35 protein-coding genes and 1 pseudogene are annotated in these 22,550 nt (G+C 43.1%); 3 read left to right on the top strand and 33 right to left on the bottom strand.

From position 1 onward, the window contains the following. The first annotated feature begins 148 nt into the window (after positions 1-148). Together I3255_RS10395 and I3255_RS10390 are read left to right on the top strand one after the other, a co-directional pair. Positions 149-892: an elongation factor P hydroxylase gene (locus I3255_RS10395; protein ID WP_238038751.1), complete on the top strand. Its 744-nt coding sequence runs from the start codon at positions 149-151 to the stop codon at positions 890-892. Positions 893-1,124: 232 nt separating this feature from the next. Further along, the gene (locus I3255_RS10390; RefSeq protein ID WP_238038750.1) at positions 1,125-1,745 is read left to right on the top strand and encodes an L-threonylcarbamoyladenylate synthase; all 621 of its coding nucleotides are present in this window, start codon (positions 1,125-1,127) and stop codon (positions 1,743-1,745) included. 91 nt (positions 1,746-1,836) lie between these two features. On the opposite strand, the gene rplQ is transcribed toward I3255_RS10390, so the two are convergent. From rplQ to I3255_RS10225, 33 genes and pseudogenes are all read right to left on the bottom strand, one after another. Continuing rightward, positions 1,837-2,196 (bottom strand): 50S ribosomal protein L17, encoded by a 360-nt coding sequence (gene rplQ, locus I3255_RS10385; RefSeq protein WP_021813387.1) that lies wholly within the window; start codon positions 2,194-2,196, stop codon positions 1,837-1,839. Positions 2,197-2,215: 19 nt separating this feature from the next. Further along, positions 2,216-3,223 carry a DNA-directed RNA polymerase subunit alpha gene (gene rpoA, locus I3255_RS10380; protein ID WP_238038749.1) on the bottom strand — a complete coding sequence of 336 codons (1,008 nt, stop codon included), beginning with the start codon at positions 3,221-3,223 and terminating at the stop codon, positions 2,216-2,218. Positions 3,224-3,303: 80 nt separating this feature from the next. Then, a complete protein-coding gene (gene rpsD / locus I3255_RS10375) occupies positions 3,304-3,945 on the bottom strand; it encodes a 30S ribosomal protein S4 (protein ID WP_058025563.1) in 642 nt (213 codons plus the stop codon). A 48-nt stretch (positions 3,946-3,993) separates the two neighbouring features. Beyond that, on the bottom strand, positions 3,994-4,383 hold the full coding sequence (rpsK, locus tag I3255_RS10370) for a 30S ribosomal protein S11 (protein ID WP_045454458.1): 390 nt from the start codon (positions 4,381-4,383) through the stop codon (positions 3,994-3,996). A 20-nt stretch (positions 4,384-4,403) separates the two neighbouring features. Next, on the bottom strand, positions 4,404-4,760 hold the full coding sequence (gene rpsM / locus I3255_RS10365; RefSeq protein ID WP_021813384.1) for a 30S ribosomal protein S13: 357 nt from the start codon (positions 4,758-4,760) through the stop codon (positions 4,404-4,406). Positions 4,761-5,012: 252 nt separating this feature from the next. After that, the gene (gene rpmJ, locus I3255_RS10360) at positions 5,013-5,129 is read right to left on the bottom strand and encodes a 50S ribosomal protein L36 (RefSeq protein WP_010196721.1); all 117 of its coding nucleotides are present in this window, start codon (positions 5,127-5,129) and stop codon (positions 5,013-5,015) included. Positions 5,130-5,159: 30 nt separating this feature from the next. Next, positions 5,160-6,491 (bottom strand): preprotein translocase subunit SecY, encoded by a 1,332-nt coding sequence (gene secY, locus I3255_RS10355; RefSeq protein ID WP_178379273.1) that lies wholly within the window; start codon positions 6,489-6,491, stop codon positions 5,160-5,162. Between the two features lie 19 nt (positions 6,492-6,510). Then, positions 6,511-6,951: a 50S ribosomal protein L15 gene (rplO, locus tag I3255_RS10350; RefSeq protein ID WP_057758719.1), complete on the bottom strand. Its 441-nt coding sequence runs from the start codon at positions 6,949-6,951 to the stop codon at positions 6,511-6,513. Further along, a complete protein-coding gene (rpmD, locus tag I3255_RS10345) occupies positions 6,951-7,130 on the bottom strand; it encodes a 50S ribosomal protein L30 (protein WP_057758718.1) in 180 nt (59 codons plus the stop codon). The genes rplO and rpmD overlap by 1 nt, the downstream gene beginning before the upstream one ends. A 20-nt stretch (positions 7,131-7,150) precedes the next feature. Beyond that, positions 7,151-7,666: a 30S ribosomal protein S5 gene (gene rpsE, locus I3255_RS10340; RefSeq protein WP_238038748.1), complete on the bottom strand. Its 516-nt coding sequence runs from the start codon at positions 7,664-7,666 to the stop codon at positions 7,151-7,153. A gap of 2 nt (positions 7,667-7,668) precedes the next feature. Beyond that, positions 7,669-8,019 carry a 50S ribosomal protein L18 gene (rplR, locus tag I3255_RS10335; RefSeq protein ID WP_057758713.1) on the bottom strand — a complete coding sequence of 117 codons (351 nt, stop codon included), beginning with the start codon at positions 8,017-8,019 and terminating at the stop codon, positions 7,669-7,671. An 11-nt stretch (positions 8,020-8,030) separates the two neighbouring features. Then, positions 8,031-8,564: a 50S ribosomal protein L6 gene (gene rplF, locus I3255_RS10330; protein ID WP_238038747.1), complete on the bottom strand. Its 534-nt coding sequence runs from the start codon at positions 8,562-8,564 to the stop codon at positions 8,031-8,033. A gap of 176 nt (positions 8,565-8,740) precedes the next feature. Continuing rightward, on the bottom strand, positions 8,741-9,139 hold the full coding sequence (rpsH, locus tag I3255_RS10325; RefSeq protein ID WP_057758708.1) for a 30S ribosomal protein S8: 399 nt from the start codon (positions 9,137-9,139) through the stop codon (positions 8,741-8,743). 11 nt (positions 9,140-9,150) lie between these two features. Then, on the bottom strand, positions 9,151-9,456 hold the full coding sequence (rpsN, locus tag I3255_RS10320; RefSeq protein ID WP_193006033.1) for a 30S ribosomal protein S14: 306 nt from the start codon (positions 9,454-9,456) through the stop codon (positions 9,151-9,153). A 12-nt stretch (positions 9,457-9,468) separates the two neighbouring features. Then, positions 9,469-10,005 (bottom strand): 50S ribosomal protein L5, encoded by a 537-nt coding sequence (gene rplE / locus I3255_RS10315; RefSeq protein ID WP_057758706.1) that lies wholly within the window; start codon positions 10,003-10,005, stop codon positions 9,469-9,471. 21 nt (positions 10,006-10,026) lie between these two features. Then, the gene (gene rplX, locus I3255_RS10310; RefSeq protein WP_011279796.1) at positions 10,027-10,344 is read right to left on the bottom strand and encodes a 50S ribosomal protein L24; all 318 of its coding nucleotides are present in this window, start codon (positions 10,342-10,344) and stop codon (positions 10,027-10,029) included. Positions 10,345-10,352: 8 nt separating this feature from the next. Beyond that, positions 10,353-10,721 carry a 50S ribosomal protein L14 gene (gene rplN / locus I3255_RS10305; RefSeq protein ID WP_010196702.1) on the bottom strand — a complete coding sequence of 123 codons (369 nt, stop codon included), beginning with the start codon at positions 10,719-10,721 and terminating at the stop codon, positions 10,353-10,355. 183 nt (positions 10,722-10,904) lie between these two features. Then, positions 10,905-11,180 carry a 30S ribosomal protein S17 gene (gene rpsQ, locus I3255_RS10300; protein ID WP_021813375.1) on the bottom strand — a complete coding sequence of 92 codons (276 nt, stop codon included), beginning with the start codon at positions 11,178-11,180 and terminating at the stop codon, positions 10,905-10,907. Next, positions 11,177-11,374 carry a 50S ribosomal protein L29 gene (gene rpmC, locus I3255_RS10295; RefSeq protein ID WP_110923946.1) on the bottom strand — a complete coding sequence of 66 codons (198 nt, stop codon included), beginning with the start codon at positions 11,372-11,374 and terminating at the stop codon, positions 11,177-11,179. Before rpmC ends, rpsQ begins: the two co-directional genes overlap by 4 nt. Continuing rightward, positions 11,374-11,787, bottom strand: a complete 414-nt coding sequence (gene rplP, locus I3255_RS10290; RefSeq protein WP_010196693.1) for a 50S ribosomal protein L16 — start codon at positions 11,785-11,787, stop codon at positions 11,374-11,376. The genes rpmC and rplP overlap by 1 nt, the downstream gene beginning before the upstream one ends. Next, positions 11,727-12,519 (bottom strand): annotated as a pseudogene (gene rpsC / locus I3255_RS10285) (30S ribosomal protein S3). Before rpsC ends, rplP begins: the two are co-directional and overlap by 61 nt. Before the next feature lie 3 nt (positions 12,520-12,522). Continuing rightward, on the bottom strand, positions 12,523-12,852 hold the full coding sequence (gene rplV / locus I3255_RS10280; protein ID WP_021813373.1) for a 50S ribosomal protein L22: 330 nt from the start codon (positions 12,850-12,852) through the stop codon (positions 12,523-12,525). A 10-nt stretch (positions 12,853-12,862) separates the two neighbouring features. After that, the gene (gene rpsS, locus I3255_RS10275) at positions 12,863-13,138 is read right to left on the bottom strand and encodes a 30S ribosomal protein S19 (RefSeq protein WP_010196682.1); all 276 of its coding nucleotides are present in this window, start codon (positions 13,136-13,138) and stop codon (positions 12,863-12,865) included. 12 nt (positions 13,139-13,150) lie between these two features. Beyond that, positions 13,151-13,978: a 50S ribosomal protein L2 gene (gene rplB / locus I3255_RS10270; RefSeq protein WP_058025575.1), complete on the bottom strand. Its 828-nt coding sequence runs from the start codon at positions 13,976-13,978 to the stop codon at positions 13,151-13,153. A gap of 11 nt (positions 13,979-13,989) precedes the next feature. Next, positions 13,990-14,340: a 50S ribosomal protein L23 gene (rplW, locus tag I3255_RS10265; RefSeq protein WP_238038746.1), complete on the bottom strand. Its 351-nt coding sequence runs from the start codon at positions 14,338-14,340 to the stop codon at positions 13,990-13,992. Next, positions 14,337-14,939: a 50S ribosomal protein L4 gene (rplD, locus tag I3255_RS10260; protein WP_057758698.1), complete on the bottom strand. Its 603-nt coding sequence runs from the start codon at positions 14,937-14,939 to the stop codon at positions 14,337-14,339. Before rplD ends, rplW begins: the two co-directional genes overlap by 4 nt. Before the next feature lie 14 nt (positions 14,940-14,953). After that, positions 14,954-15,592: a 50S ribosomal protein L3 gene (rplC, locus tag I3255_RS10255; RefSeq protein WP_238038745.1), complete on the bottom strand. Its 639-nt coding sequence runs from the start codon at positions 15,590-15,592 to the stop codon at positions 14,954-14,956. A gap of 49 nt (positions 15,593-15,641) precedes the next feature. Then, the gene (gene rpsJ / locus I3255_RS10250; protein WP_010196670.1) at positions 15,642-15,953 is read right to left on the bottom strand and encodes a 30S ribosomal protein S10; all 312 of its coding nucleotides are present in this window, start codon (positions 15,951-15,953) and stop codon (positions 15,642-15,644) included. 407 nt (positions 15,954-16,360) lie between these two features. Further along, positions 16,361-17,965 (bottom strand): Rne/Rng family ribonuclease, encoded by a 1,605-nt coding sequence (locus tag I3255_RS10245; protein WP_238038744.1) that lies wholly within the window; start codon positions 17,963-17,965, stop codon positions 16,361-16,363. Positions 17,966-18,085: 120 nt separating this feature from the next. Beyond that, complete coding sequence (locus I3255_RS10240; protein WP_238038743.1) at positions 18,086-18,772, bottom strand: Maf family protein; 687 nt, start codon at positions 18,770-18,772, stop codon at positions 18,086-18,088. Positions 18,773-18,845: 73 nt separating this feature from the next. Beyond that, on the bottom strand, positions 18,846-19,331 hold the full coding sequence (gene mreD, locus I3255_RS10235) for a rod shape-determining protein MreD (protein ID WP_238038742.1): 486 nt from the start codon (positions 19,329-19,331) through the stop codon (positions 18,846-18,848). A 126-nt stretch (positions 19,332-19,457) separates the two neighbouring features. Then, positions 19,458-20,315, bottom strand: coding sequence for a rod shape-determining protein MreC (gene mreC / locus I3255_RS10230; RefSeq protein ID WP_238038741.1), 858 nt, complete (start codon positions 20,313-20,315; stop codon positions 19,458-19,460). Positions 20,316-20,542: 227 nt separating this feature from the next. Continuing rightward, the gene (locus I3255_RS10225; protein WP_238038740.1) at positions 20,543-21,571 is read right to left on the bottom strand and encodes a rod shape-determining protein; all 1,029 of its coding nucleotides are present in this window, start codon (positions 21,569-21,571) and stop codon (positions 20,543-20,545) included. A 634-nt stretch (positions 21,572-22,205) separates the two neighbouring features. Here I3255_RS10225 and gatC point away from each other — a divergent pair. Then, positions 22,206-22,520 (top strand): Asp-tRNA(Asn)/Glu-tRNA(Gln) amidotransferase subunit GatC, encoded by a 315-nt coding sequence (gene gatC, locus I3255_RS10220; protein WP_201599209.1) that lies wholly within the window; start codon positions 22,206-22,208, stop codon positions 22,518-22,520. The last annotated feature ends 30 nt before the right edge of the window (positions 22,521-22,550 follow it).

Genomic DNA, 22,550 nt, shown 5'->3' with positions numbered 1-22,550 from the left:
TGCCTGCCATACTAACGGAAAGTGCCATATTCTGCTAGCGCTAGTATGTTAATATTTTTTGATAGCAAATGTTTTCAAACTCTTTTACCACTTACTTTTTTACCTAAAGTTTTTTGTCTTTAATATCTATTAATTCAATGTCTTCTCTATGAACCTATCTGATAACAAAATTAATTTTTCTGATTTACTTTCTCCTGCTACAGCAAGTTCGTTGCTGCAACATCTTACTCAATTAGATCGTCATACTGAAAATGCTCCTAGCAATAGACTGTGTCTCGATGAAGATGAGTATTTAAGAGAATGGAGAAGTCAGTGGCAAGAATTGTCTAATACTCAATCTGACGATACTTACTCAACAGAATTGATAATTGATAGCGAACGATTAGCTACTGATTGGCTCATACAGCTATTTAATACTTTATTTACTAACCAGCAGGTGATATTGGTTCGTAGTGAGGGTGAGCCAGAGTATTTCCCTGCGCAAAATAATAAGCCTGCCAGAATTGAATTCGCTCATGGATTTTTTGCTAGTGCCCTGCACGAGCTTAGTCATTGGTGCGTGGCTGGTGACGCTCGTAGACAACTATCTGACTTCGGTTACTGGTATGCACCAGATGGACGATCAGCGGCTCAGCAGCAAGCATTTGAGCGTGTAGAAATCAAACCTCAAGCACTAGAGTGTCTATTTACTATGGCGTGTGGGCGACATTTCCAAGTCTCACAGGACAATTTATTTGCCGATTTTGATACGAGCAATAGCACCTTTGCCAGTGATGTCTATCAGCAAGTAGAAAGCTATATAGCCAAACCTCATACTCTGCCGCGTGACGCTAAGACTTTACTGACTGCTTTAATTAACGTTTGTACTCCTTCATCTGAAATCAACGCTTAATTCAAATTACCAAGTGTTCCTACTTATTAACGATTTTCTACGGTTAGTAACGCCTTGCCACTAAACTTATATTTGCTTTAAGCTATACTGATAACTAAAGTAGTATTTTAAAAATACAGATTTGCTTAATTTTTAAAATAACTTTTTTAATATGTCCAATGATTGAACTACATCGAATTAATGAAAAATTTGTCTCAATTAAAAACCAATAATTATAAAATAAGGAACCATTATGGAAGTATTCTACATTCATCCCGATAATCCGCAGCCACGCCTCATTGAGCAAGCTGCTGACCTACTGCGCAAAGACCAATTAATCATTTACCCAACGGATACCAGTTATGCTTTCGGCTGCCGTTTGGGTGCAAAAGACGCTTTGACTAAACTCAAGCAAATTCGTGAGCTTGACGATAAGCATCAATTTACACTGTTGTGCCGTGACCTAAGCGAAATTGCTAACTATGCAACCGTGGATAATGTGCAATTTAAGCAGCTTAAAGCTCATACCCCTGCCCCTATCACTTTCATCCTCAATGCGACAAAAGATGTACCAAAAAAACTGGCACATGCAAAGAAAAAAACCATTGGTATTCGTGTGCCTAGCAATCCTATTGCTCAAGCATTGTTAGAAGCGATGGACGAGCCTATTCTGACCAGCTCGCTAATTCTTCCCAATCGAGATGATATATTGGATGATCCATTTGAAATTGAAGACTTATTAGGTAATCAAATCGACGGCCTCATCAATGCAGGTATAAAAACAACCAAGCTGACCACCATTGTAGATATGACTAGTAGCCGCCCTGAAGTCATTAGGCAAGGTGCTGCTGATGTCGATTCATTATTACTGTGATCAGATAGTAATATGATTAACTAAATTTAAGCACAAAAAAAAGCTCCAATTGAATTGGAGCTTTTTTATAAAATATGTCTTTAATGCAAAACTAGTCGCGATCAACTAATTCTACATAAGCCATTGGCGCGTTGTCACCATCACGGTAACCACATTTTACGATACGCAAATAACCACCTGGACGCGTCTGGTAACGAGGACCTAACGTGCCAAATAATTTGCCTACCATAGCTTTGCTACGCATACGGCTAAATGCTAAACGACGGTTAGCAACGCTGTCTTCTTTAGCCATAGTGATCAATGGCTCGGCAACGCGACGTAGTTCTTTAGCTTTTGGTAAAGTTGTTTTGATCAGTTCATGCTCAAATAATGAGTTGGTCATGTTCTGAAACATTGCCTTACGATGACTGCCGGTACGACCCAGCTTGACTCCACTCTTACGATGGCGCATAGTCAAAAATCCTTAAAGTTTAACGGCTACGATAAGAAAAGCGATCATCAACACGTAAATCAGCTGGTGGCCAGTTATCTAGGCGCATACCGAGCTCTAAATCTTTAGACGCTAATACGTCCTTGATTTCTGTTAATGATTTCTTACCAAGATTTGGGGTTTTTAAAAGTTCAGTCTCTGAACGCTGTACCAAATCACCGATATAGTAAATGTTTTCAGCTTTCAAGCAGTTGGCTGAGCGAACCGTTAGTTCAAGATCGTCCACAGGGCGTAATAGCACCGGATCAACCTCTTCTTTTTCTTTCACAGGCTCAGGCGCTTCTTCAGCTTCTAGATCAACAAAGATAGAAATCTGTTGCTGTAAAATAGTTGCTGCTTTACGAATTGCTTCTTCTGGATCTATAGTGCCATTAGTTTCAAGCTCAATGATAAGACGATCAAGATCAGTACGCTGCTCAACGCGAGCGTTCTCAACCTGATAAGCAACACGAAGCACTGGACTAAAACTTGCATCAAGTTTTAAGCGTCCAATTGCTCTGGTATCACCGTCTTCACGGCGCTGGTTTGCTGGCTCATATCCACGACCCATCACTACACGCAAACGCATCTTAAGATGACCACGGTCGCTCAATGTACCCAAGACCAATTCTGGATTGATGATGTCAACATTATGCGGTAACGCGATGTCTGCAGCAGTAATAGTGCCTGGACCTTGTTTATCCAAGGTCAAAAATACTTCATTTTGGTCATGAAGTGTAATTGCCAAGCCTTTTAGGTTCAAAAGCAGGTCAAGTACGTCTTCCTGTAATCCTTCAAGCGTTGAGTATTCATGGTCAACACCATCAATCTCAGCTTCAATGACTGCAGCACCAGGTAATGAAGATAACAAGATGCGACGCAGAGCATTACCTAGGGTATGCCCAAAGCCGCGTTCTAACGGTTCGAGCGTGACTTTCGCAATCGTTTCGTTAACCGTATCCACATTAATGGCGTTCGGCGTTAGAAACTCAGTTGCATTTAGCATCATGATGTCACCTCGATTTATTAAACTGGTTTAGTTAACGTTGATTGCTCAATGCCATTTTCATAACATTGAGCATGACGTTATTACTTAGAGTATAGCTCAACGATCAAGCTTTCGTTGATTTCAGCAGGTAGATCAATACGATCAGGCGCTTTTTTGAACGTGCCTTGTAGTTTGCTGTGATCAACATCCAGCCATTCTGGAATACCACGTTGTGTCGCTAGTTCGATAGCGTTTTTGATACGTAGCTGTTCGCGAGACTTCTCTTGGATAGCGATGACATCACCATCTTGAAGCTGAATTGATGGAATGTTCACACGAACAAACTCATCACGACCAGCTTTTTTTACCATAACAGTACGATGACTGACTAGCTGACGTGCTTCAGCGCGAGTTGAGCCAAAGCCCATGCGATATACCACGTTGTCTAGACGGCTCTCAAGCATAGCTAGTAGGTTTTCACCAGTAGCACCGCGCTTACGAGCAGCTTCTTTATAGTAATTAGCAAACTGACGCTCTAATACACCATAGATACGCTTAACTTTTTGCTTTTCACGCAACTGTAGAGCATATTCTGAGGTCTTGTTACGGCTTACACCGTGTTGACCTGGTGGACGACCAGCTTTTTTCGTTTTTACGTCGTATGGTTTAACGCCAGACTTAAGACCTAAGTCAGTGCCTTCACGACGTGATAATTTAAGTTTTGGTCCAATATAACGGGCCATTGTTATGTCTCCTATAAGCTTTTGGGATAAAAAGCTTCGTCTTTAATATTAGACGCGGCGCTTTTTCGGCGCACGGCAACCATTGTGTGGGATTGGGGTTACATCAGAGATGCTGTTAACTTTATAACCCAATGCACCTAGTGCTCTTACCGCAGACTCACGACCCGGTCCTGGTCCTTTGACCAAAACGTCGATATTCTTAACACCATATTCTTGAGCCGCTTTACCAGCGACTTCAGCTGCAACCTGAGCTGCAAATGGTGTAGATTTACGTGAACCACGGAAGCCTTGTCCACCTGAAGTGGCCCAAGCCAATGCATTACCTTGACGATCGGTAATCGTAACAATGGTGTTATTAAAAGACGCATGGATATGGGCGATGCCCTCCGATACTGAACGACGAGTCACCTTTTTGCGACTACGAGTGTCTTTTGCCATCTTTTAGCTTCCTAAGTTAATTATCTTTTGAGAGGACGTGTCGGACCCTTGCGAGTACGAGCGTTGTTCTTGGTGTTCTGACCTCTAACTGGTAGGTTACGACGATGGCGGATGCCACGGTAACAACCAAGATCAACTAAACGCTTAATATTCATTGAAACTTCACGACGAAGGTCACCTTCAGTCATGTAATTTGCAACTTGTGCACGGATAGCATCTAACTGTGTATCATCTAACTGACTAACTTTAGTAGTAGGGGCAATGCCAACTGCTTCTAAGATTTTCTGAGCAGTGGTACGACCTACACCAAAGATGTAAGTTAGTGAAATAACAGCATGCTTATTATCCGGAATGTTTACGCCGGCAATACGAGCCATTGATTTCTCTCCATTAAAGAAAAATAAGCGTTATTTATCAATAAGGCATTATTCTTCAGATTTGTTGCTGTTAATACTAGATTTTTTATAATGATAGTCGTTCTTTTGACTTAGTTGAAAGCCTATCGATCGAAAACATTATAAAACATTCTGCATAAACACGGCAAGTGGCGGATGATATCCCATCCGCCGTTATTTTTCAAGTATTAATTTATTTGGTAACAAAAGTTAAAAAACTCATGCTATCAAATATTAACCTTGACGTTGCTTGTGGCGCGGTTCTGCTGTACAGATAATATGTACACGGCCTTTACGGCGCACAACTTTACAGCTACCACAAATCTTTTTAACTGATGCTTGAACTTTCATAGCATGCTCCTTGAAATATCGTACCGCTCATTAAGGTTGAGTGGGCGATTGAATTAACGTCTGATCATGATATTGATGGGTCATCAAATGCGCTTGAATCTGCGAGATGAAATCCATTACCACAACCACCATAATCAGTAGCGACGTACCACCAAGTTGAAACGGTACACCAAACGATGACTGGACGACCATTGGCATTAAACAAATAACCGTCATATACATCGCGCCAATAAAGGTCAGTCGGTTTAATACATGATCGAGGTAACGCTGAGTTTGTTGTCCGGGGCGAATACCTGGGATATACGCACCACTACGTTTAAGGTTCTCTGCTACTTCACGTGGACTAAATACTAGTGCCGTATAAAAATAACAGAAGAAAATAATCATTGCGCCAAACAGTACTAAATATAGCGGTTGTCCAGGAGACAGTACCAATGCCATATTTTGTAGTATTTTTTGTACGAAGGTAGGATCAGTTGATTGACCAACCCATTGCCCTAAACTTGCTGGAAACAGCAACAAAGAACTGGCAAAAATAGCTGGGATAACCCCTGCCATGTTGAGCTTCAACGGCAGATGTGACTGCTGCTGAGCATAGATTTTGCGACCTTGCTGTTGCTTCTGTGCATAGTTGACAGGAACACGGCGCTGAGCACGTTCAATATAAACGATACCTGCAGTGACCGCGATGCCTAACAATACAAAAATAAATAGTACAATCAAGTTCATTTGACCTTGATTGACCTGTTCGATAGATTGCGAAATCATACCTGGCGTACCAGCAACAATACTCGCAAAAATGAGCATTGATATACCATTACCAACGCCGCGTTCCGTAATCTGCTCACCAAGCCACATTAAGAACATTGCGCCCGCTACCAATGAAGTAACGGCTGGAATATAGAAAGTCAAACCAGATGATAAGGTAAGATTTTGGCTGATTAAGCCAGCACACATTCCTAATGACTGTACTAGTGCTAAAGCAAGCGTTCCTTGACGGGTATACTTGTTCAGCTTGCGTCGTCCCGCTTCACCCTCTTTCTTGAGAGCTTCAAGCGATGGCAATACTGCAGACATCATCTGTACGATAATCGATGCTGAGATATATGGCATAATACCAAGCGCCATAATAGACATACGCTCTAGCGCACCACCTGAGAACATATTAAACATGCTCAAGATGGTATTTTCGTTGCGCGAAAACAGATCAGCCAGATTAACCGGATTAATACCCGGCACTGGAATGTGCGACCCTAAACGATAAACAATCAATGCGCCGATTAAGAATAATAAACGCGACCATAACTCATCATACTTGCGTATAAAGGCGAATGGATTAAGCGGTATACCAGCCGATGACATTGATTGTTTTGACACGTTACTACTCCTCGATGCTACCACCAGCAGCTTCGATTGCTTGCTTAGCACCTTTAGTCACTTTGATACCTTTAAAGGTATAAGCTTTAGTGACTTCGCCTGATAGCATTACACGAGCACGTTTCATATCGTGGCGGATAAGGTTAGCAGCTTTAAGTGTTTCAAGGCTAACTACATCGCCTTCAATTTTATTCAGTTCAGAAAGACGTACTTCGGCAGTCTTCATAGCCAGTTTACTAGTAAAACCAAATTTTGGTAGACGGCGATATAAAGGCATTTGACCACCTTCAAATCCTGAGCGAATGCTAGAACCTGAACGAGATTTCTGACCTTTTACACCACGACCACCAGTTTTACCAAGACCTGAACCGATACCACGACCACGACGTTGGGCAGTTTTCTTTGCACCAACACCTGGTGATAATTCATTTAATCTAAGACCCATTACGCTTCCTCCACTTTTACCATGTAGTTAACGCGATTAACCATGCCACGTGTTGAAGGAGTATCTTCTACTACAACAGTGTGATTAATGCGGCGTAAACCCAATCCTTTCAAGCTCGCTTTGTGGCTCTTTAGGCGATGGGCACCCGATTTAAATTGAGTGACTTTCATTTTTTTCATCGTAACTCACCTAGTCTAAGTTAACCCAAGATTTCGTCTACAGATTTACCACGTTTAGCTGCCATCTTCTCTGGAGTTGACATATCACGTAAACCGTTAAACGTTGCACGAACAACGTTAGCAGTATTGGTAGAACCATAACATTTAGTCAAAACATTTTTGACACCAGCAACTTCTAGTACAGCACGCATTGCGCCACCAGCGATTACGCCAGTACCTTCAGAAGCAGGCTGCATGTAGACTTTACTAGCACCATGACGTGCTTTGATCGGATGATGCAAAGTTGCATCATTTAGCTCAACAGTAATCATATTACGTTTGGCAGCTTCTAGTGCTTTTTGGATAGCAGCAGGCACTTCACGCGCTTTACCACGACCAAAACCAACACGACCATTGCCATCACCCACTACGGTCAACGCAGTGAAAGAGAAAATACGACCACCTTTAACAACTTTTGCAACGCGATCAACGGTAACTAAGCGTTCTACTAGACCGTCAGTCTGTTCATTTTTATCATTTTTATCATTTCTAGCCATGATTAAAACTCCAATCCGTTTTCGCGAGCAGCTTCTGCTAAAGCTTTAACTCGACCATGATATTTGAAACCACTACGGTCAAAGGCAACTTTAGTAATACCAGCTGCTTTTGCGCGTTCTGCGATCATTTGGCCTACAGACGTTGCTGAATCAGCATTACCAGTCGCGCCTGAACGCAAGCTGCTGTCTAAGGTAGATGCCTGAGCAATCACTTCACCACCATTTGGAGAGATAATCTGGGCATAAATATGTTTTGACGTGCGATTAACCGTTAAGCGATGAACGCCTAAGAAACGGATATGTGCGCGTGTTTTCTTAGCTCGACGCAGACGAGCTGCTTTTTTATCAAACATTTCAACTCACCTTATTTTTTCTTAGCTTCTTTGCGAATCACATGCTCGTCACTATAACGAATACCTTTACCCTTATAAGGCTCAGGTGGGCGGAAACCACGGATGTTAGCCGCTGCTTGACCAAGCTGCTGTTTATCATTTGATTTCAAAACAATTTCAGTTTGCGTTGGGGTTTCAGCTGACACACCTTCAGGTAACGTATACTCTACTGGATGAGAGTAACCCACGTTTAAGGTTACTTTGTTACCAGCGACTTGTGCGCGATAACCAACACCAATTAACTGAAGACGTCTTTCAAAGCCTTCATTCACGCCTTTAACGTAGTTGTTAATAAGAGCGCGCATGGTGCCAGTGTGCATCATAGCTTCTTTTGAATCGACTGCAGGTGAGAAAATGATAGCATCATCTTCCTGTTTCAGCTCGACCAATTCATGCAGGTGTAAAGACATAGTACCGTTCTTGCCTTTAACTTCGACCTGCCGATCGTTCAAAGTAACGCTTACGCCATTTGGCAGCGTCACTGGGGCTTTAGCCACACGAGACATAGGAATATTCCTTAAAAAATTTAACTTCTTTATATTAGCGAAAAAACTAACAGGCTAAAAAGCGTGTTAGTTTAGCATAGTTGACTGTGTTAGACACCTATCAATTTGAAATAATTCAACATTACTCAATCGATAGAAGCCTAACAAACATCAAATAGACTTCATCGTCGTATAGCTTACGCTACAAATGCAACGATTTCACCACCGATACCAGCAGCGCGTGCAGCACGATCGCTCATGATACCTTGGCTAGTCGATACGATAGCAACACCCATACCTTGCTTAACAGTAGGGATTTCGTCTTTACCGCGGAACTGGCGAAGACCAGGGCGGCTATAACGTTGAATAGTTTCGATAACCGCACGGCCTTCGAAATATTTTAATTCAATAGTAAGGGTTGCTTTGTTGTTTTCTTGCTCAGTAACAACGGCGCTCGCCACATAACCTTCGCTAACTAGCAAATCAGCAATTGATTTACGTAATTTAGAGCTCGGCATTGCTACCGATACTTTGTTAGCCATTTGTGCGTTACGGATACGGGTTAGCATATCCCCAACGGTATCTTGCATACTCATATAGTTACTCCTTACCAGCTTGCTTTACGAACACCAGGCACATCGCCTTGCATGACACGCTCACGCAGCATATTGCGTGATAAGCCAAACTTGCGGAAGTAACCGTGAGGACGACCGGTGATAGCACAACGATTACGCAGACGTACTGGTGATGAGTTGCGTGGAAGAGCTTGTAGCTCTAACATCGCTTCCATACGAGCTTCGTCACTTGCAGTCATATCACTGATAGTTTCTTTTAGCTTGATACGCTTTTCAGCATATTTAGCAACCATTTTTTCGCGTTTTAATTCGCGGTTAATCATGCTCTTCTTTGCCATAACGTCTTTACCTTATTTAAATGGGAAGCCGAATGCTTTAAGCAACGCACGACCTTCTTCATCAGATTGAGCTGACGTGGTAATTGTCACATCCATACCACGGATACGGTCAATCTTGTCAAAATCTACTTCTGGGAATACGATCTGTTCTTTAATACCCAATGAGTAGTTACCACGTCCGTCAAAGGCTTTAGGTGAAAAACCGCGGAAATCACGAATACGAGGAATTGCAATGGCAACGAGACGATCTAAAAATTCGTACATTTGCTCACCGCGTAGCGTTACTTTACAGCCAATTGGCCATTCTTCACGAATCTTAAAGCCAGCAACTGATTTACGCGCTTTGGTGACAACAGGTTTTTGACCAGCAATCGCGGTCATGTCAGCTACAGCACCTTCAAGCAATTTCTTGTCTTGAGACGCGCCGCCTACACCCATGTTAAGTGTGATTTTAGTGATTTTAGGCACTTGCATCACATTGTCCAAACCAAGATCTTCTTTGATTTGCTGCTTTAATTTATCGTTATATAAAGATTTTAATCTTGCCATTACCATTACACCCTTAGTGTCTTACGCAGTCGCCACTACTTCACCGTTTGAACGATAGACGCGTTGTTTCTTGCCGTCTTCGCCAAACTGATAAGTAATACGGTCTGCTTTTTGGGTTTGCGCATTTAAGATTGCGACATTTGAGATATGCAGAAAAGCTTCTTGCTTAAGGATGCCACCTTCAACGCCAGTTGCCTGATTTGGCTTCTGATGTTTAGTGACAATATTAATGCCTTCAACTTTAATACGATCGTTTTTTACAGCTTGTACAGTACCTTGCTTGCCTTTGTCTTTCCCAGCAATCACGATAACTGTATCGCCTTTACGTAATTTTGACATGGATTACCTCACAATACTTCTGGTGCTAGTGATACAATTTTCATAAACTGATCACCACGTAGTTCACGAGTTACCGGTCCAAAAATACGAGTTGCAATCGGCGCTTTGTTTTGGTTCAACAATACCGCAGCATTGTCATCAAAACGTAACACAGAACCATCTGGACGACGAACGCCTTTTTTGGTGCGTACAACTACTGCATTCATCACGTCGCCTTTTTTAACACGACCACGAGGAATGGCTTCTTTAACCGTTACTTTAATAATGTCGCCAACTGATGCATAACGACGATGAGAACCACCCAGTACTTTAATGCACTGAACTCGCCTTGCACCGCTATTGTCTGCAACTTCCAGCATTGACTCAACCTGAATCATAGCGTTACTCCACACGTATGAGCAATAAAAACCAGTTGCTGCCGCTAGCACAGAATGAGTAGGACGGCATTTTAATATAAATAACCGCGACTTACTCTTAATGTGAGTGATATACGCTCGGCGCAATCAGCATCCTTAAAAAGGCGGCTATTTTAACAGCTTCTGGCTTTTAATGCAATTTACTTAGATTTTTTCTACTTTTTCAACCACATCAACTAAAGTCCAAGACTTAGTTTTTGAGATTGGACGCGTTTCTTTGATACGGACAAGGTCGCCTTGTTGGCAAACGTTGTTCTCATCATGTGCTTTGATTTTAGTAGAACGACGAAGCTGTTTGCCATACAAAGGATGACGAACCAGACGCTCAATCAAAACTGTGATGGACTTGTCCATCTTGTCGCTGACAACTCGTCCTGTCAATACGCTAGCATTGGTAGCTGTTTGATTGTTATCGCTCATGAGTCGCCTCGTTGTTTCTCGTTGATCAAAGTCTGAAGCTGAGCAATCGTGCGACGATTGCCTCTGACTTCATGGGTATTACCCAACTGACCAGTTGCTTTAGCCATACGAATACGGAAAGCATCAAGTTGCTTTTCATCAAGTAACTGGGTCAGTTCTTCTAATGATTTATCACGTAATTCACTGATCTTCATTACATTATCGTCCGCTTAACAATGGTAGTTTTAAAGGGCAGTTTTGCTGCAGCAAGCGTGAAAGCTTCACGTGCAAGCTCTTCTGGCACCCCTTCAATTTCATATAGCACTTTACCAGGCTTGATTTCGCATACCCAATACTCAACTGGACCTTTACCTTTACCCATACGTACTTCTAATGGTTTGTTGGTAATAGGCTTGTCTGGGAATACACGAATCCAAATCTTACCGCCACGCTTAATTTTACGAGTGATGGTACGACGTGCTGCTTCGATTTGACGAGCTGTCATACGACCGCGCGTCAATGATTTTAGACCAATTTGTCCGAATGCAACGGTGCTTCCACGATGAGCTAGCCCAGTGTTACGACCTTTGTGCATTTTACGAAACTTGGTACGTTTTGGCTGTAACATAGTTTAACCTCTGTCTGAGTTTCGACGGTTTCCGTTTCCGCGACCACGGCGTTTTGGCGCACGAGTCTGCTCTTCTTTGACGGGATTATAAACACTGTTCATACCGTCAAGGATCTCTCCGCGGAAAATCCAAACTTTAACACCGATGGTGCCGTAAGTTGTCTCTGCACGAATTGACGCATAGTCAATATCAGCACGAAGTGTATGCAATGGCACACGGCCTTCACGATACCATTCGCTACGAGCAATCTCAGCACCGCCAAGACGACCAGACAGCTCAACTTTAATACCTTTAGCACCAGAACGCATGCTGTTTTGTACGGCGCGCTTCATCGCACGACGGAACATAACACGACGCTCAAGCTGGCTACTGATACCTTCTGCTACCAAACGTGCATCAAGGTCAGGTGACGTGATTTCTTCAATGTTGACCTGAGCAGGTACGCCCATAATTTTGGTCAATTCTTTTTGAAGTCTTTCGATATCTTCGCCTTTCTTACCGATAACGATACCAGGGCGCGCAGTGGCGATGGTAATCTTAGCAGCGCCAGTAGGACGCTCGATCATGATGTTGCTGATCATTGCGTTATCTAGCTTTTTGCGTAAATATTCACGGACTTGAATGTCGTTAATTAGGTATTCTGAGTATTGTTTAGGGTTAGCATACCAGTTTGCATTATGCTTTTTTACAACACCAAGACGAATTCCGATTGGATGTACTTTTTGACCCATAACTTATTCTCCTACCTTTATAGTGATGTGACAAGTACGCTTGCTGATACGATCAGCGCGACCTTTGGCACGTGGTAGGATACGTTTTAGCGTAATGCCTTCATCAACATAGATAGTAGCGACTTTAAGGTCGTCGATATCTAGGCCGTGATTATGTTCGGCATTGGCGATGGCTGAGTTAAGACATTTCTTAACAAAAACAGCGCCTTTTTTATTGCTATACGTTAGGATATCCAAAGCACGCTCAATAGATTTGCCACGAACTTCATCAGCAACGAGTCTAACTTTTTGTGCCGATATGGCGGCACCGCGTAATTTTGCAGTTACTTCCATGGTAAGCACCTTATCTCTTAGCTTTTTTGTCAATGCCATGACCACGATACGTACGAGTCGGGGCAAATTCACCTAGTTTATGACCAACCATCTGCTCACTAACGATAACCGGTACGTGAGTACGGCCGTTGTGGACAGATAAAGTTAGGCCAACCATTTGTGGTAGGATCATCGAGCGGCGCGACCAAGTTTTAATTGGCTTGCGTGAGTTGGTGTCTAATGCATTCTCAACTTTAGCAAATAAGTGCGCGTCTATGAATGGACCTTTTTTCAATGAACGAGGCATGAAATTCTTCCTTTATTTCTTCTTGGCGCGACGGCGGATGATCATGTTGTCAGTACGCTTGTTATGACGCGTTTTAAGTCCTTTAGACTTCTGACCCCAAGGGCTAGTTGGATGGCGACCTTTGTTACGACCTTCACCACCACCATGTGGGTGATCAACCGGGTTCATAGCGACACCACGAACTGAAGGACGAACACCACGCCAACGTGAAGCACCAGCTTTACCAAGTGATTTCAAGTTGTTTTCAGTGTTAGAAACTTCACCAATAACAGCACGGCAGTTTACGTGTACACGGCGTGTTTCGCCTGAACGTAGACGTAGAATAGCATAGATACCGTCACGGCCTAATAACTGAACGCTAGCACCCGCAGAACGAGCCATCTGTGCACCTTTACCGATTTTAAGCTCGATATTGTGAATCACAGTACCCAATGGGATGTTTTTTAGCGGTAAGCAGTTACCTGGACGAATTGGAGAAGTCTCGCCTGACATTACTGTATCGCCAACTGCTTGTTTCTTAGCAGCGATGATGTAACGACGTTCGCCATCAGCATACTTAAGTAATGCAATATGTGCAGTACGGTTAGGATCGTATTCAATACGCTCTACCACAGCTGGGATATTGTCTTTAGTACGTTTGAAGTCGATAATGCGATAATGTTGCTTATGACCACCGCCAATGTGACGAGTAGTGATACGACCATTATTGTTACGACCACCTGACTTACTTTTTGATTCTAGAAGCGCTGCATAAGGACGACCTTTATAAAGGTGTGGATGCACAACTTTTTCAACAAAACGACGGCCTGGTGATGTTGGCTTTGCTCTTACGATAGGCATGAGTGTAATCCTTATTCGTTATTCGCTGTTTCACTAGTAGAAGTAGTAGTGTTCGCTACGTCTTCACCAGCATCAGCCATTTGTACATCTTGACCAGCTTTTAAGGTAACATAGGCTTTTTTGTAGTCATTACGACGGCCGATGCTTTTACCAAAACGCTTTGTCTTACCTTTAACATTCAAAGTGTTTACTTTAGTAACTTCAACACCTTCAAACATCAACTCAACTGCTTTTTTGACTTCAAGCTTAGTAGCGTTAGAGTCAACTTTAAATACCTGCACACCAAGTGAGTCGCCAAGCATTTGAGATTTTTCTGAGAATACAGGCCCTCTTAAGACCTGATAAAGTCTTGCGTTGTTCATGCTAGTGCTTCCTCAAATTGTTTCGCAGCTTCAACTGACATGATCACTTTATCAAATGCGATCAAGCTCACTGGATCCACTTCGTTTGTACCAAGTACATTGACGTGCGGAATGTTGCGAGCAGCTAAGTATAAGTTCTCGTCAACTTCTTTAGTGACGATCAATGCACGAGGTGCATTCAAATCATTTAGCTTTGCAATCAGTTCTTTAGTTTTCGGCCCAGAAACGCTCAACTCTTCTACCAAAATCAGACGCTCTTGACGAATCAATTCTGCTAGGATGCACTGCATCGCACCGCGATACATTTTACGGTTTACTTTCTGTGACCAATCTTGTGGTTTTGCAGCGAATGCACGACCACCTGAACGCCAGATTGGGCTACGAATAGAGCCCGCACGAGCGCGACCAGTACCTTTTTGGCGCCATGGCTTGATACCACCGCCAGAAACTTCGGCACGGGTTTTTTGTGCGCGTGTACCTTGGCGAGCACCAGCTAAATAAGCGGTGACGACTTGATGCACTAGTGCTTCGTTGAATTCACGACCAAATGCCGTATCAGAAAGCTCAACCGCCGCACCTGTAACTGTTTTTAAATCCACGTTAATCCCCTTGCTTAGGCTTTGACTGACGGACGTACGATAACATCGCCACCGGTGGCACCTGGGATAGCACCCTTGATGACAAGTAACCCTTTTTCGGCGTCAACCGAAATCACTTCTAGGCCTTGAACAGTAACACGCTTGTTACCCATCTGGCCCGCCATCTTTTTGCCCTTGAATACTTTACCTGGTGACTGGTTTTGACCAGTTGAACCATGTGCACGATGAGACACTGAGTTGCCATGAGTAGCATCTTGCATACTAAAGTTGTGACGTTTGATAGGACCCTGGAAGCCTTTACCTTTGCTCTGTCCTGTCACATCAACCATCTGACCTTGTTCGAACAAGTCAGCTAGAATTTCACCACCAATCTCACGACCTTCAAGATCGCTATCGTTGACACGAAATTCCCAAACACCACGGCCAGCTTTAACGCCGGCTTTCGCGAAGTGACCTTTTTGTGCGGCTGTTACGCGGCTGTCACGACGAGTACCTGTGGTGATTTGGATGGCTTGGTAACCATCTGCATCAGTATTTTTTACTTGAGTAATGCGGTTTGCATCGACCTCAACCACTGTTACAGGGATAGATGCGCCTGTTTCAGTGAAGACACGGGTCATGCCGCATTTTTTACCGACTAAACCGATCGCCATTTTAGACCTCTTTATATCTTATATTAATGGGTTGGGTGTGTAATGTGCATTAACCCAAAGCAATTTGGACGTCAACACCCGCCGCTAAATCTAATTTCATTAGCGCATCCACAGTTTTGTCAGTAGGCTGAACGATATCAACCATACGCTTGTGAGTACGGATTTCGTACTGGTCACGCGCATCTTTGTTAACGTGTGGTGAGGTTAGAACGTTGAAGCGCTCAATGCGAGTCGGCAACGGTACAGGACCACAAACTTGCGCACCGGTGCGCTTTGCAGTATCAACAATCTCTTGTGCAGATTGATCGATCAGACGATGATCAAAAGACTTAAGACGGATACGGATTCTCTGGTTAGCCATGCCAGCAAGCTCCTAATATGTGCTTTCGTCATTCTTGCGTCGCAAGATCATGATCAAAAGCAGTTTGGTTAAATATTCACTTAAAGCGGCCTTCTGTTCTTAACCAGAATGAGTTCTTTATCCGAACTTATAGCGTGCCAAAAGCAAAATAGTTTAAAGCCCCGCCAACTCTCCTATAATGGATGTCAGCAAAGGCATAATGAAATAGTGCTAGAAACGATGCTCCAGCTGTAATAGCGCCAGCTTTTTAGTCAGCTGCGCATATATAATTCAGTGGTGTATATTATACACAGTATTTTGGGTATTGCAAGGGCAATCTCTGAAGTGATGAAAGATACCAACTCTCAAAAATCTGCTTTACCAGTCAGCGTGTTGCCACCAAGAATTTTTAACTGTACTCAATGGTATCAGTCTAAAACGATATCATACTGTTCTTGAGTATATAAATTCTCTACATCAAACGTAATAACCCTGCCTAGTAGGTACTCTAGATCGGCTACCGTATCTGACTCTGATGTCAGCAATAAATCAATGACGGCGGCATGAGCGACAACGGTGAACTTTTTGGGAGAGTTATAAGTGCGAGCACAGCGCATGATTTCGCGGAATATCTCAAAGCAAACTGTCTCTGCCGTTTTGACAAACCCGCGACCTTGGCAGGTTGAGCAAGGCTCACAGAGCTGCTGCCCTAGTGACTCACGCGTGCGCTTACGTGTCATCTCTACCAATCCAAGCTCACTAACCTGCGTAATCTTGGTTTTGGCATAGTCTTGGGTTAGCTGCGCCTGCAAGCTTTCTAATACATCATCCTTATGCTGCTGCTCTAGCATATCGATAAAATCTAGAATAATAATGCCGCCTAGATTACGCAGGCGCAGCTGACGTGCAATAGCATGTGTGGCTTCTAGATTGGTCTTGTAGACGGTGTCCTCTAATGAGCGACCGCCTACAAAAGAGCCTGTATTGACATCAATCGTCGTCATTGCTTCTGTTTGGTCAATAATCAGATAGCCACCAGACTTTAAATCGACACGACGTTTTAATGCGTCACGTAAATCATCCTCAACCCGATGCACGTCAAACAGTGATTGTTCTGCCGTATAATGCACGATTTTATCGTAAATGAACGGTACAAACTCTTTGGCAAAGTATCTGACTTGTTCATAAATTTGCGTATTATCAATGATGACTTTTTCGGTATCAGCATGTACCAAGTCACGAATAGAGCGCAGTGGTAGCGATAGTTCTTGATAAATAAGTTCTGAGCTTTGGTGGTGATTAATCTCTTGGCGGCGAGCACAGATGGTGCGCCATAGCTGCAACAGATAGTAAATATCTTCTTCTAGCTTATCGACAGGGACACGCTCAGCCGCAGTACGAGCGATCAGACCACCTTTTAGATTGACCGTTTGCATTAAGCTACTAAGCTCAGTTTTTAAGCGCGTGCGCTCTTCTTCACCATCAATACGCTGTGATATACCGATATGATCGCTTGATGGTAAATAGACCAGATAGCGAGATGGTAGTGATATATTGGTGGTTAAGCGAGCGCCTTTGCTACCCAACTGATCTTTGGTGACTTGAACCAAGATACGTTGGCTTTCGTGTAATCGATGCTGAATCAAGGTCTTAGAAACAGGCACGACTTCTGTACTTTGAGCACTGACAATAGGTGGTGTGACTGCTAAGCTATCTGTGGAGGCTTCTATATCGGCGCTATTATCACTATTCTCTTTTTTAACATTTGTAGCGGCTTTGCTTTTGTCTTCTGTAACTGGACGAGGCTCACGCTGCATATCATTGACATGTAAAAATGCTGTCCGCGATTGACCAATATCAATGAAGGCTGCCTGCATGCCTGGAAGGACACGTACGACTGTACCCAGATAAATATTGCCGACCAAACCCAGTTTGTGATGTCGCTCAATATAAATCTCCCCCAAGATGCCATTGTCTAAAACCGCAACACGAGACTCCATTGGACTAATATTAATCAGCAGCTCTTCGGACATAGTTTTTTCTCTTATCTCTCAGCTTTCTTATCAGACGGTCATCGTCTATTAGATTGACAGTGTAACAAATGCGCCTTACTCTTGCCCATTGCCCTACCGTGTCATTATGTGCATATGTGATTATAAAGGGTCAACGATATCCTCACTGCCTTCTGTCATGTCTTTAATTAAGGCCAGCGTTTGCGCCAGTGGCAACCCAACGACATTGGTATAACTGCCGTTGATACGACTCACCCAAGCAGCACCCAAACCCTGAATACCATAGCCACCCGCTTTATCAGCAGGCTCCCCACTGTCCCAATAATTGCTCATCATCTCTGTAGTCAATGGTATAAAGGTTACTGCTGTACGCTCAGTGATTTGCTGCTGGTCGATAATTTGAAACGCTTGAGTGCGCTCTGATGCATTGTGTTCTGTTACTTTAGGTAGTCGCTGTATTTTAGTGGCTTGTACAGCAGTCCATACTTCATGGATATTATCTGACATCTGCTGCCACATGCTATAAGCGTGCTCACGATCGGTCGGTTTAACCAGTACTGTCTTGCCATCTGGTAACACACCGATAGTATCAGAAGTCAGTATGATGATTGATTCGCTGACACCGTTCTCATCGATTTCTAATGTTCCGTTTAGTTGCTCTATGGCAGCTATGGCTTTGGTAGCGACCATACGTTCAATGTAGTCTTTGGGTAATTCATCATCTTGCGGCGTTTCATCAACATCTACGCTCAATACTCTAAAATCTAACTGTGCTCTTGCTAGTAGCTCTCGACGGCGCGGCGAACCAGACGCTAAAATGATATCCATCGCTCTTCTCTTCATTTACAGATTTATGAGGTATATGTTTTTATATATTTTATAGATAAGTTAATAAACGTCATTAACGCGCAAACTTGCGTAGAACCAGTAAGACAAGTGGCCAGCTGATGATACTCATCATCAGCGACAAAGCAGATTTTGCGATAAAAGTATTTTGAATAAACATCTGCAGCATCCACAAATTTAGCTGGAAAACAACTAACCCTAAACTGGCTATCAACCATGCACTGATAGTATTTAGCTGTCTAACATAGATACTAGTAATTTTGATCACTAGTGCCACTACAACAGCGGCAAAGGCTTGCTGACCTAGATGGGTGTCCATCAGCAAATCTGCAATAAGCCCAATAGTAAATGCGGTAAAGATACCCACATAGCGCGGCTGGAACAGTAGCCAATATATCAGTACCATGATCATAATCATGGGCCGTAGTGTTGCCATACTTGGACTTAATGGATATACATTGAGCGATGAAGCAATGATAAAGCTTAGAACAATGACCACAATCAACAGTGCCGTTGAATTCTCAGAATCAGGATACGACATGAGTACTTACCTTAGCGATTGTATAGTGGCTACTGTGATTGGTTGATTAAATATTGATAGGAACTATGGATAAAAAACTTGATAAGCCATTTGGTGGTTTTGCATAAAGTGTGACGTTATCGTTGCTTACTGACCAATAGTCCTATCATTTCTATTGAGTAGCTTGTCTTGGAGTATCAATACATACGCATTATCAATGAAGTTTGCAGAGGGCGTAACCTCGATATTTCTAAAATTATCTGTTTGCTCATCTTTGATGTGGGCAATACGGCCAACACGATAGCCCGCTGGAATTCGCCCACCCAAACCAGATGATACCAACTCATCACCCACGCGCACATCTGAAGTCTTAAAGACATAGTTTAGGCTGAGTGCAGATGGGATACCTTGGCCTGTTACAATAGCACGCTGACCAGTACGTTTGACAGTGACAGCCACTGACTGCTGGTCATCCGTAATCAATAGTAAACGGCTCGTATTAGGATAGACGTTAATGATCTGTCCTAAAATACCATCTTCATCGATAACGGTTTGTCCCACTTGTACACCATCTTGCTTGCCTTTATTGAGCACAACAATCTGTCTCAGTAAGTTGGTATCTGTACCAATGACTTGAGCTAAGTTGAGATCAAACTGCTCAGGTTTAGTGGTTGATAAAATCCCCTGCAAGCGTGCGTTTTGCGCCAAGATGTAATCTTGTTGCTGCAGTTTGGCATGTGCATGAATGAGTTGCGATTTTAGTTGCATGTTTTCGCGGCGCAGCGCTTCTTTTGACTGCAAACTACCACTCGCCCAATGCTTGGCATAGCTTGGTAATAAAGATATCTCATAAATAGGCTGCATGGCAGCATGACTGGTACTACGTACTGGATTGAACCATTCCGAGTTTTTGCTATCAAACCACATCAGTATCAAGGCTGCTATCAACACAATGGCAGTCTTACGAAGTGATAACGCTTGGCGCGCAAAGATACTTGGAGTCATAAGTCGTCTAATTTAAGAATTCTAAAATGAGCAATAGCACTTATTTAGAGCATGAATGTTTATCGGTGATATTGGGTTCTAGCATGGATTAATGCAATTAAAGGCAGCGCAATCGGCTACCTTTAATGTTATTTACTTATCATCTCATGGGTTATGTCAGCCATCCTGAAGCGGGATAATAGCGATAGCAAAAGTATGTGGGCATAACGCTCATGAGCAAAAACTGTTTAAACAAAAATCATGTTCAAGCTTTTGTTATTGATGAAATCAAGGGCGATACCACCACCACGGCTAACACAGGTTAATGGGTCTTCTGCTACCGTCACTGGTAAGCCAGTCTCTTGTGAGATAAGCTTGTCAAGATCGCGTAGCAATGCGCCACCACCTGTCAAAACGATACCACGCTCTGCGATGTCTGATGACAACTCTGGCGGTGTCTGCTCAAGGGCTACTTTTACAGCGCTGATAATACCGCTTAATGGGTCAGTCAATGCTTTTTGTACTTCTTCTGAATTGACGATAAAGGTCTTTGGTACGCCTTCTGCCATACTACGGCCGCGCACTTCTACCTCTAGCTTGCTGTCCTCATTCAATGCAGAGCCGACTTCTTTTTTGATGCGTTCAGCGGTCGTCTCACCAATCACACAACCATGTGTACGGCGTACGTGTGTAATAATTGCCTCATCAAACATGTCGCCACCGATACGGATAGACTCAGCATAGACGCAACCAGATAGCGCGATAACAGCAATCTCAGTCGTACCACCACCGATATCAACGACCATAGAACCACTGGCTTCATGAACAGGCATGCCAGCACCGATAGCCGCAGCCATTGGCTCTTCTAGCAATAATACTTTGCTCGCGCCTGCTGATGATACGGCCTCACGAATCGCCTTACGCTCAACCAAGGTTGACTTACATGGCACGCATACCACCACGTTAGGCTGTGCCATAAAACGCTTGGCTTTTACCTTGGTGATGAAATGTTTTAGCATTTTTTGCGTCACTTCAAAATCAGCAATCACACCGTCTTTTAGCGGGCGAATCGCTGTGATATTGGCAGGCGTACGACCTAGCATTTGCTTGGCATCGATACCCACAGCAGCGACGGTCGGGTTTTGAGTACGATTGCTGCGTAACGCGACCACCGTAGGCTCGTCAAGTACGACGCCTTTATTAGGAATAAAAATAAGGGTGTTCGCAGTACCGAGGTCGATAGCGATATTATTTGATAAAAATCCAAACAGGTTCATGACTAATATATCCAGCGTCTTACGAATGAGGCGAATGAGATTGACTGAGGGGTTACTCGTCAGTGTTGAGCAGGTCGTCGTTAGACATTAACGGGAGCGAAAGTGAATCATCGCAACCAGTCAAACCTAAGCAATAATGATGATATGAAAAACTGTGCTAAATTATACCGATTTAGCTCAAAAAAAACATAGGTATTTGCATCAGTAAGCAAGGATTTTTGTCTGAGACGCTAAAAGTTGTTACAAAGTTTGAAATAGTAGTGAATATCATTCAACTCAATGAAACCGCTTTTAATGTGATAACTAACAAGGCTCTACAGGCAGATAATTGCTTTACTTAATAGTAGGTGCATACTGTAACGTATTTTAGAACCTAATTGGGAAGCAATTGAAAATCAATCATGAATTATTCGGTCAGTTTTGCAAGTATTTGTGTATTGCTATGTCAGCACTCTGCCCTGATTGATACGGTGTGTTGATGGATATTGTGCACCAATCAAGCCTCATGCTCTGTAAACTTGGGTCAGATGCTTTATAATAAGCCAACTTTATAGCCAATTGTATTTTAGTGCTTATGTATTCTGACTATCGTAGTCACCTACTCTAACAAAAACTGTCCTTAACTGGAGAAACTATGTCTCAGCAACCAGCAACGTCTGACAACACTGTCAGCCGCGAAGAAATCCTAGAAGTTGCCAACCTTGCGCGCTTGGGTGTCGATGAAAGCACTGCCGATAGCTATGCCGATGATATCAGTAAAGTATTAAAATTGATGCATACCTTATCTAACGTTGATACCACAGACATCAAACCACTAGCCAATATCCATGAAGCTTGCCAAGAGTTACGTGCTGATGTAGCCAAACACGACATCAATCGCGAGCGCAATCAGTCAGTCGCACCTGCTGTCGAAGAGGGCTTATACCTTGTACCTCAGGTGATTGAATGATAGTGGGTGAATAATACAACCACGCATTTG

The sequence above is a fragment of the Psychrobacter sp. Ps6 genome (assembly GCF_022129235.1).
GTDB lineage: Bacteria > Pseudomonadota > Gammaproteobacteria > Pseudomonadales > Moraxellaceae > Psychrobacter.
This window is presented reverse-complemented; position numbering and strand designations above follow the sequence as displayed.

Coding starts and splice junctions, on each gene's coding strand:
- I3255_RS10395 (WP_238038751.1), top strand. CDS start 149: ATGAACCTATCTGATAACAAAATTAATTTTTCTGATTTACTTTCTCCT.
- I3255_RS10390 (WP_238038750.1), top strand. CDS start 1,125: ATGGAAGTATTCTACATTCATCCCGATAATCCGCAGCCACGCCTCATT.
- rplQ (WP_021813387.1), bottom strand. CDS start 2,196: ATGCGCCATCGTAAGAGTGGAGTCAAGCTGGGTCGTACCGGCAGTCAT.
- rpoA (WP_238038749.1), bottom strand. CDS start 3,223: ATGATGCTAAATGCAACTGAGTTTCTAACGCCGAACGCCATTAATGTG.
- rpsD (WP_058025563.1), bottom strand. CDS start 3,945: ATGGCCCGTTATATTGGACCAAAACTTAAATTATCACGTCGTGAAGGC.
- rpsK (WP_045454458.1), bottom strand. CDS start 4,383: ATGGCAAAAGACACTCGTAGTCGCAAAAAGGTGACTCGTCGTTCAGTA.
- rpsM (WP_021813384.1), bottom strand. CDS start 4,760: ATGGCTCGTATTGCCGGCGTAAACATTCCGGATAATAAGCATGCTGTT.
- rpmJ (WP_010196721.1), bottom strand. CDS start 5,129: ATGAAAGTTCAAGCATCAGTTAAAAAGATTTGTGGTAGCTGTAAAGTT.
- secY (WP_178379273.1), bottom strand. CDS start 6,491: ATGTCATCGGCTGGTATACCGCTTAATCCATTCGCCTTTATACGCAAG.
- rplO (WP_057758719.1), bottom strand. CDS start 6,951: ATGGGTCTTAGATTAAATGAATTATCACCAGGTGTTGGTGCAAAGAAA.
- rpmD (WP_057758718.1), bottom strand. CDS start 7,130: ATGAAAAAAATGAAAGTCACTCAATTTAAATCGGGTGCCCATCGCCTA.
- rpsE (WP_238038748.1), bottom strand. CDS start 7,666: ATGGCTAGAAATGATAAAAATGATAAAAATGAACAGACTGACGGTCTA.
- rplR (WP_057758713.1), bottom strand. CDS start 8,019: ATGTTTGATAAAAAAGCAGCTCGTCTGCGTCGAGCTAAGAAAACACGC.
- rplF (WP_238038747.1), bottom strand. CDS start 8,564: ATGTCTCGTGTGGCTAAAGCCCCAGTGACGCTGCCAAATGGCGTAAGC.
- rpsH (WP_057758708.1), bottom strand. CDS start 9,139: ATGAGTATGCAAGATACCGTTGGGGATATGCTAACCCGTATCCGTAAC.
- rpsN (WP_193006033.1), bottom strand. CDS start 9,456: ATGGCAAAGAAGAGCATGATTAACCGCGAATTAAAACGCGAAAAAATG.
- rplE (WP_057758706.1), bottom strand. CDS start 10,005: ATGGCAAGATTAAAATCTTTATATAACGATAAATTAAAGCAGCAAATC.
- rplX (WP_011279796.1), bottom strand. CDS start 10,344: ATGTCAAAATTACGTAAAGGCGATACAGTTATCGTGATTGCTGGGAAA.
- rplN (WP_010196702.1), bottom strand. CDS start 10,721: ATGATTCAGGTTGAGTCAATGCTGGAAGTTGCAGACAATAGCGGTGCA.
- rpsQ (WP_021813375.1), bottom strand. CDS start 11,180: ATGAGCGATAACAATCAAACAGCTACCAATGCTAGCGTATTGACAGGA.
- rpmC (WP_110923946.1), bottom strand. CDS start 11,374: ATGAAGATCAGTGAATTACGTGATAAATCATTAGAAGAACTGACCCAG.
- rplP (WP_010196693.1), bottom strand. CDS start 11,787: ATGTTACAGCCAAAACGTACCAAGTTTCGTAAAATGCACAAAGGTCGT.
- rplV (WP_021813373.1), bottom strand. CDS start 12,852: ATGGAAGTAACTGCAAAATTACGCGGTGCCGCCATATCGGCACAAAAA.
- rpsS (WP_010196682.1), bottom strand. CDS start 13,138: ATGCCTCGTTCATTGAAAAAAGGTCCATTCATAGACGCGCACTTATTT.
- rplB (WP_058025575.1), bottom strand. CDS start 13,978: ATGCCTATCGTAAGAGCAAAGCCAACATCACCAGGCCGTCGTTTTGTT.
- rplW (WP_238038746.1), bottom strand. CDS start 14,340: ATGAACAACGCAAGACTTTATCAGGTCTTAAGAGGGCCTGTATTCTCA.
- rplC (WP_238038745.1), bottom strand. CDS start 15,592: ATGGCGATCGGTTTAGTCGGTAAAAAATGCGGCATGACCCGTGTCTTC.
- rpsJ (WP_010196670.1), bottom strand. CDS start 15,953: ATGGCTAACCAGAGAATCCGTATCCGTCTTAAGTCTTTTGATCATCGT.
- I3255_RS10245 (WP_238038744.1), bottom strand. CDS start 17,965: ATGTCCGAAGAGCTGCTGATTAATATTAGTCCAATGGAGTCTCGTGTT.
- I3255_RS10240 (WP_238038743.1), bottom strand. CDS start 18,772: ATGGATATCATTTTAGCGTCTGGTTCGCCGCGCCGTCGAGAGCTACTA.
- mreD (WP_238038742.1), bottom strand. CDS start 19,331: ATGTCGTATCCTGATTCTGAGAATTCAACGGCACTGTTGATTGTGGTC.
- mreC (WP_238038741.1), bottom strand. CDS start 20,315: ATGACTCCAAGTATCTTTGCGCGCCAAGCGTTATCACTTCGTAAGACT.
- I3255_RS10225 (WP_238038740.1), bottom strand. CDS start 21,571: ATGAACCTGTTTGGATTTTTATCAAATAATATCGCTATCGACCTCGGT.
- gatC (WP_201599209.1), top strand. CDS start 22,206: ATGTCTCAGCAACCAGCAACGTCTGACAACACTGTCAGCCGCGAAGAA.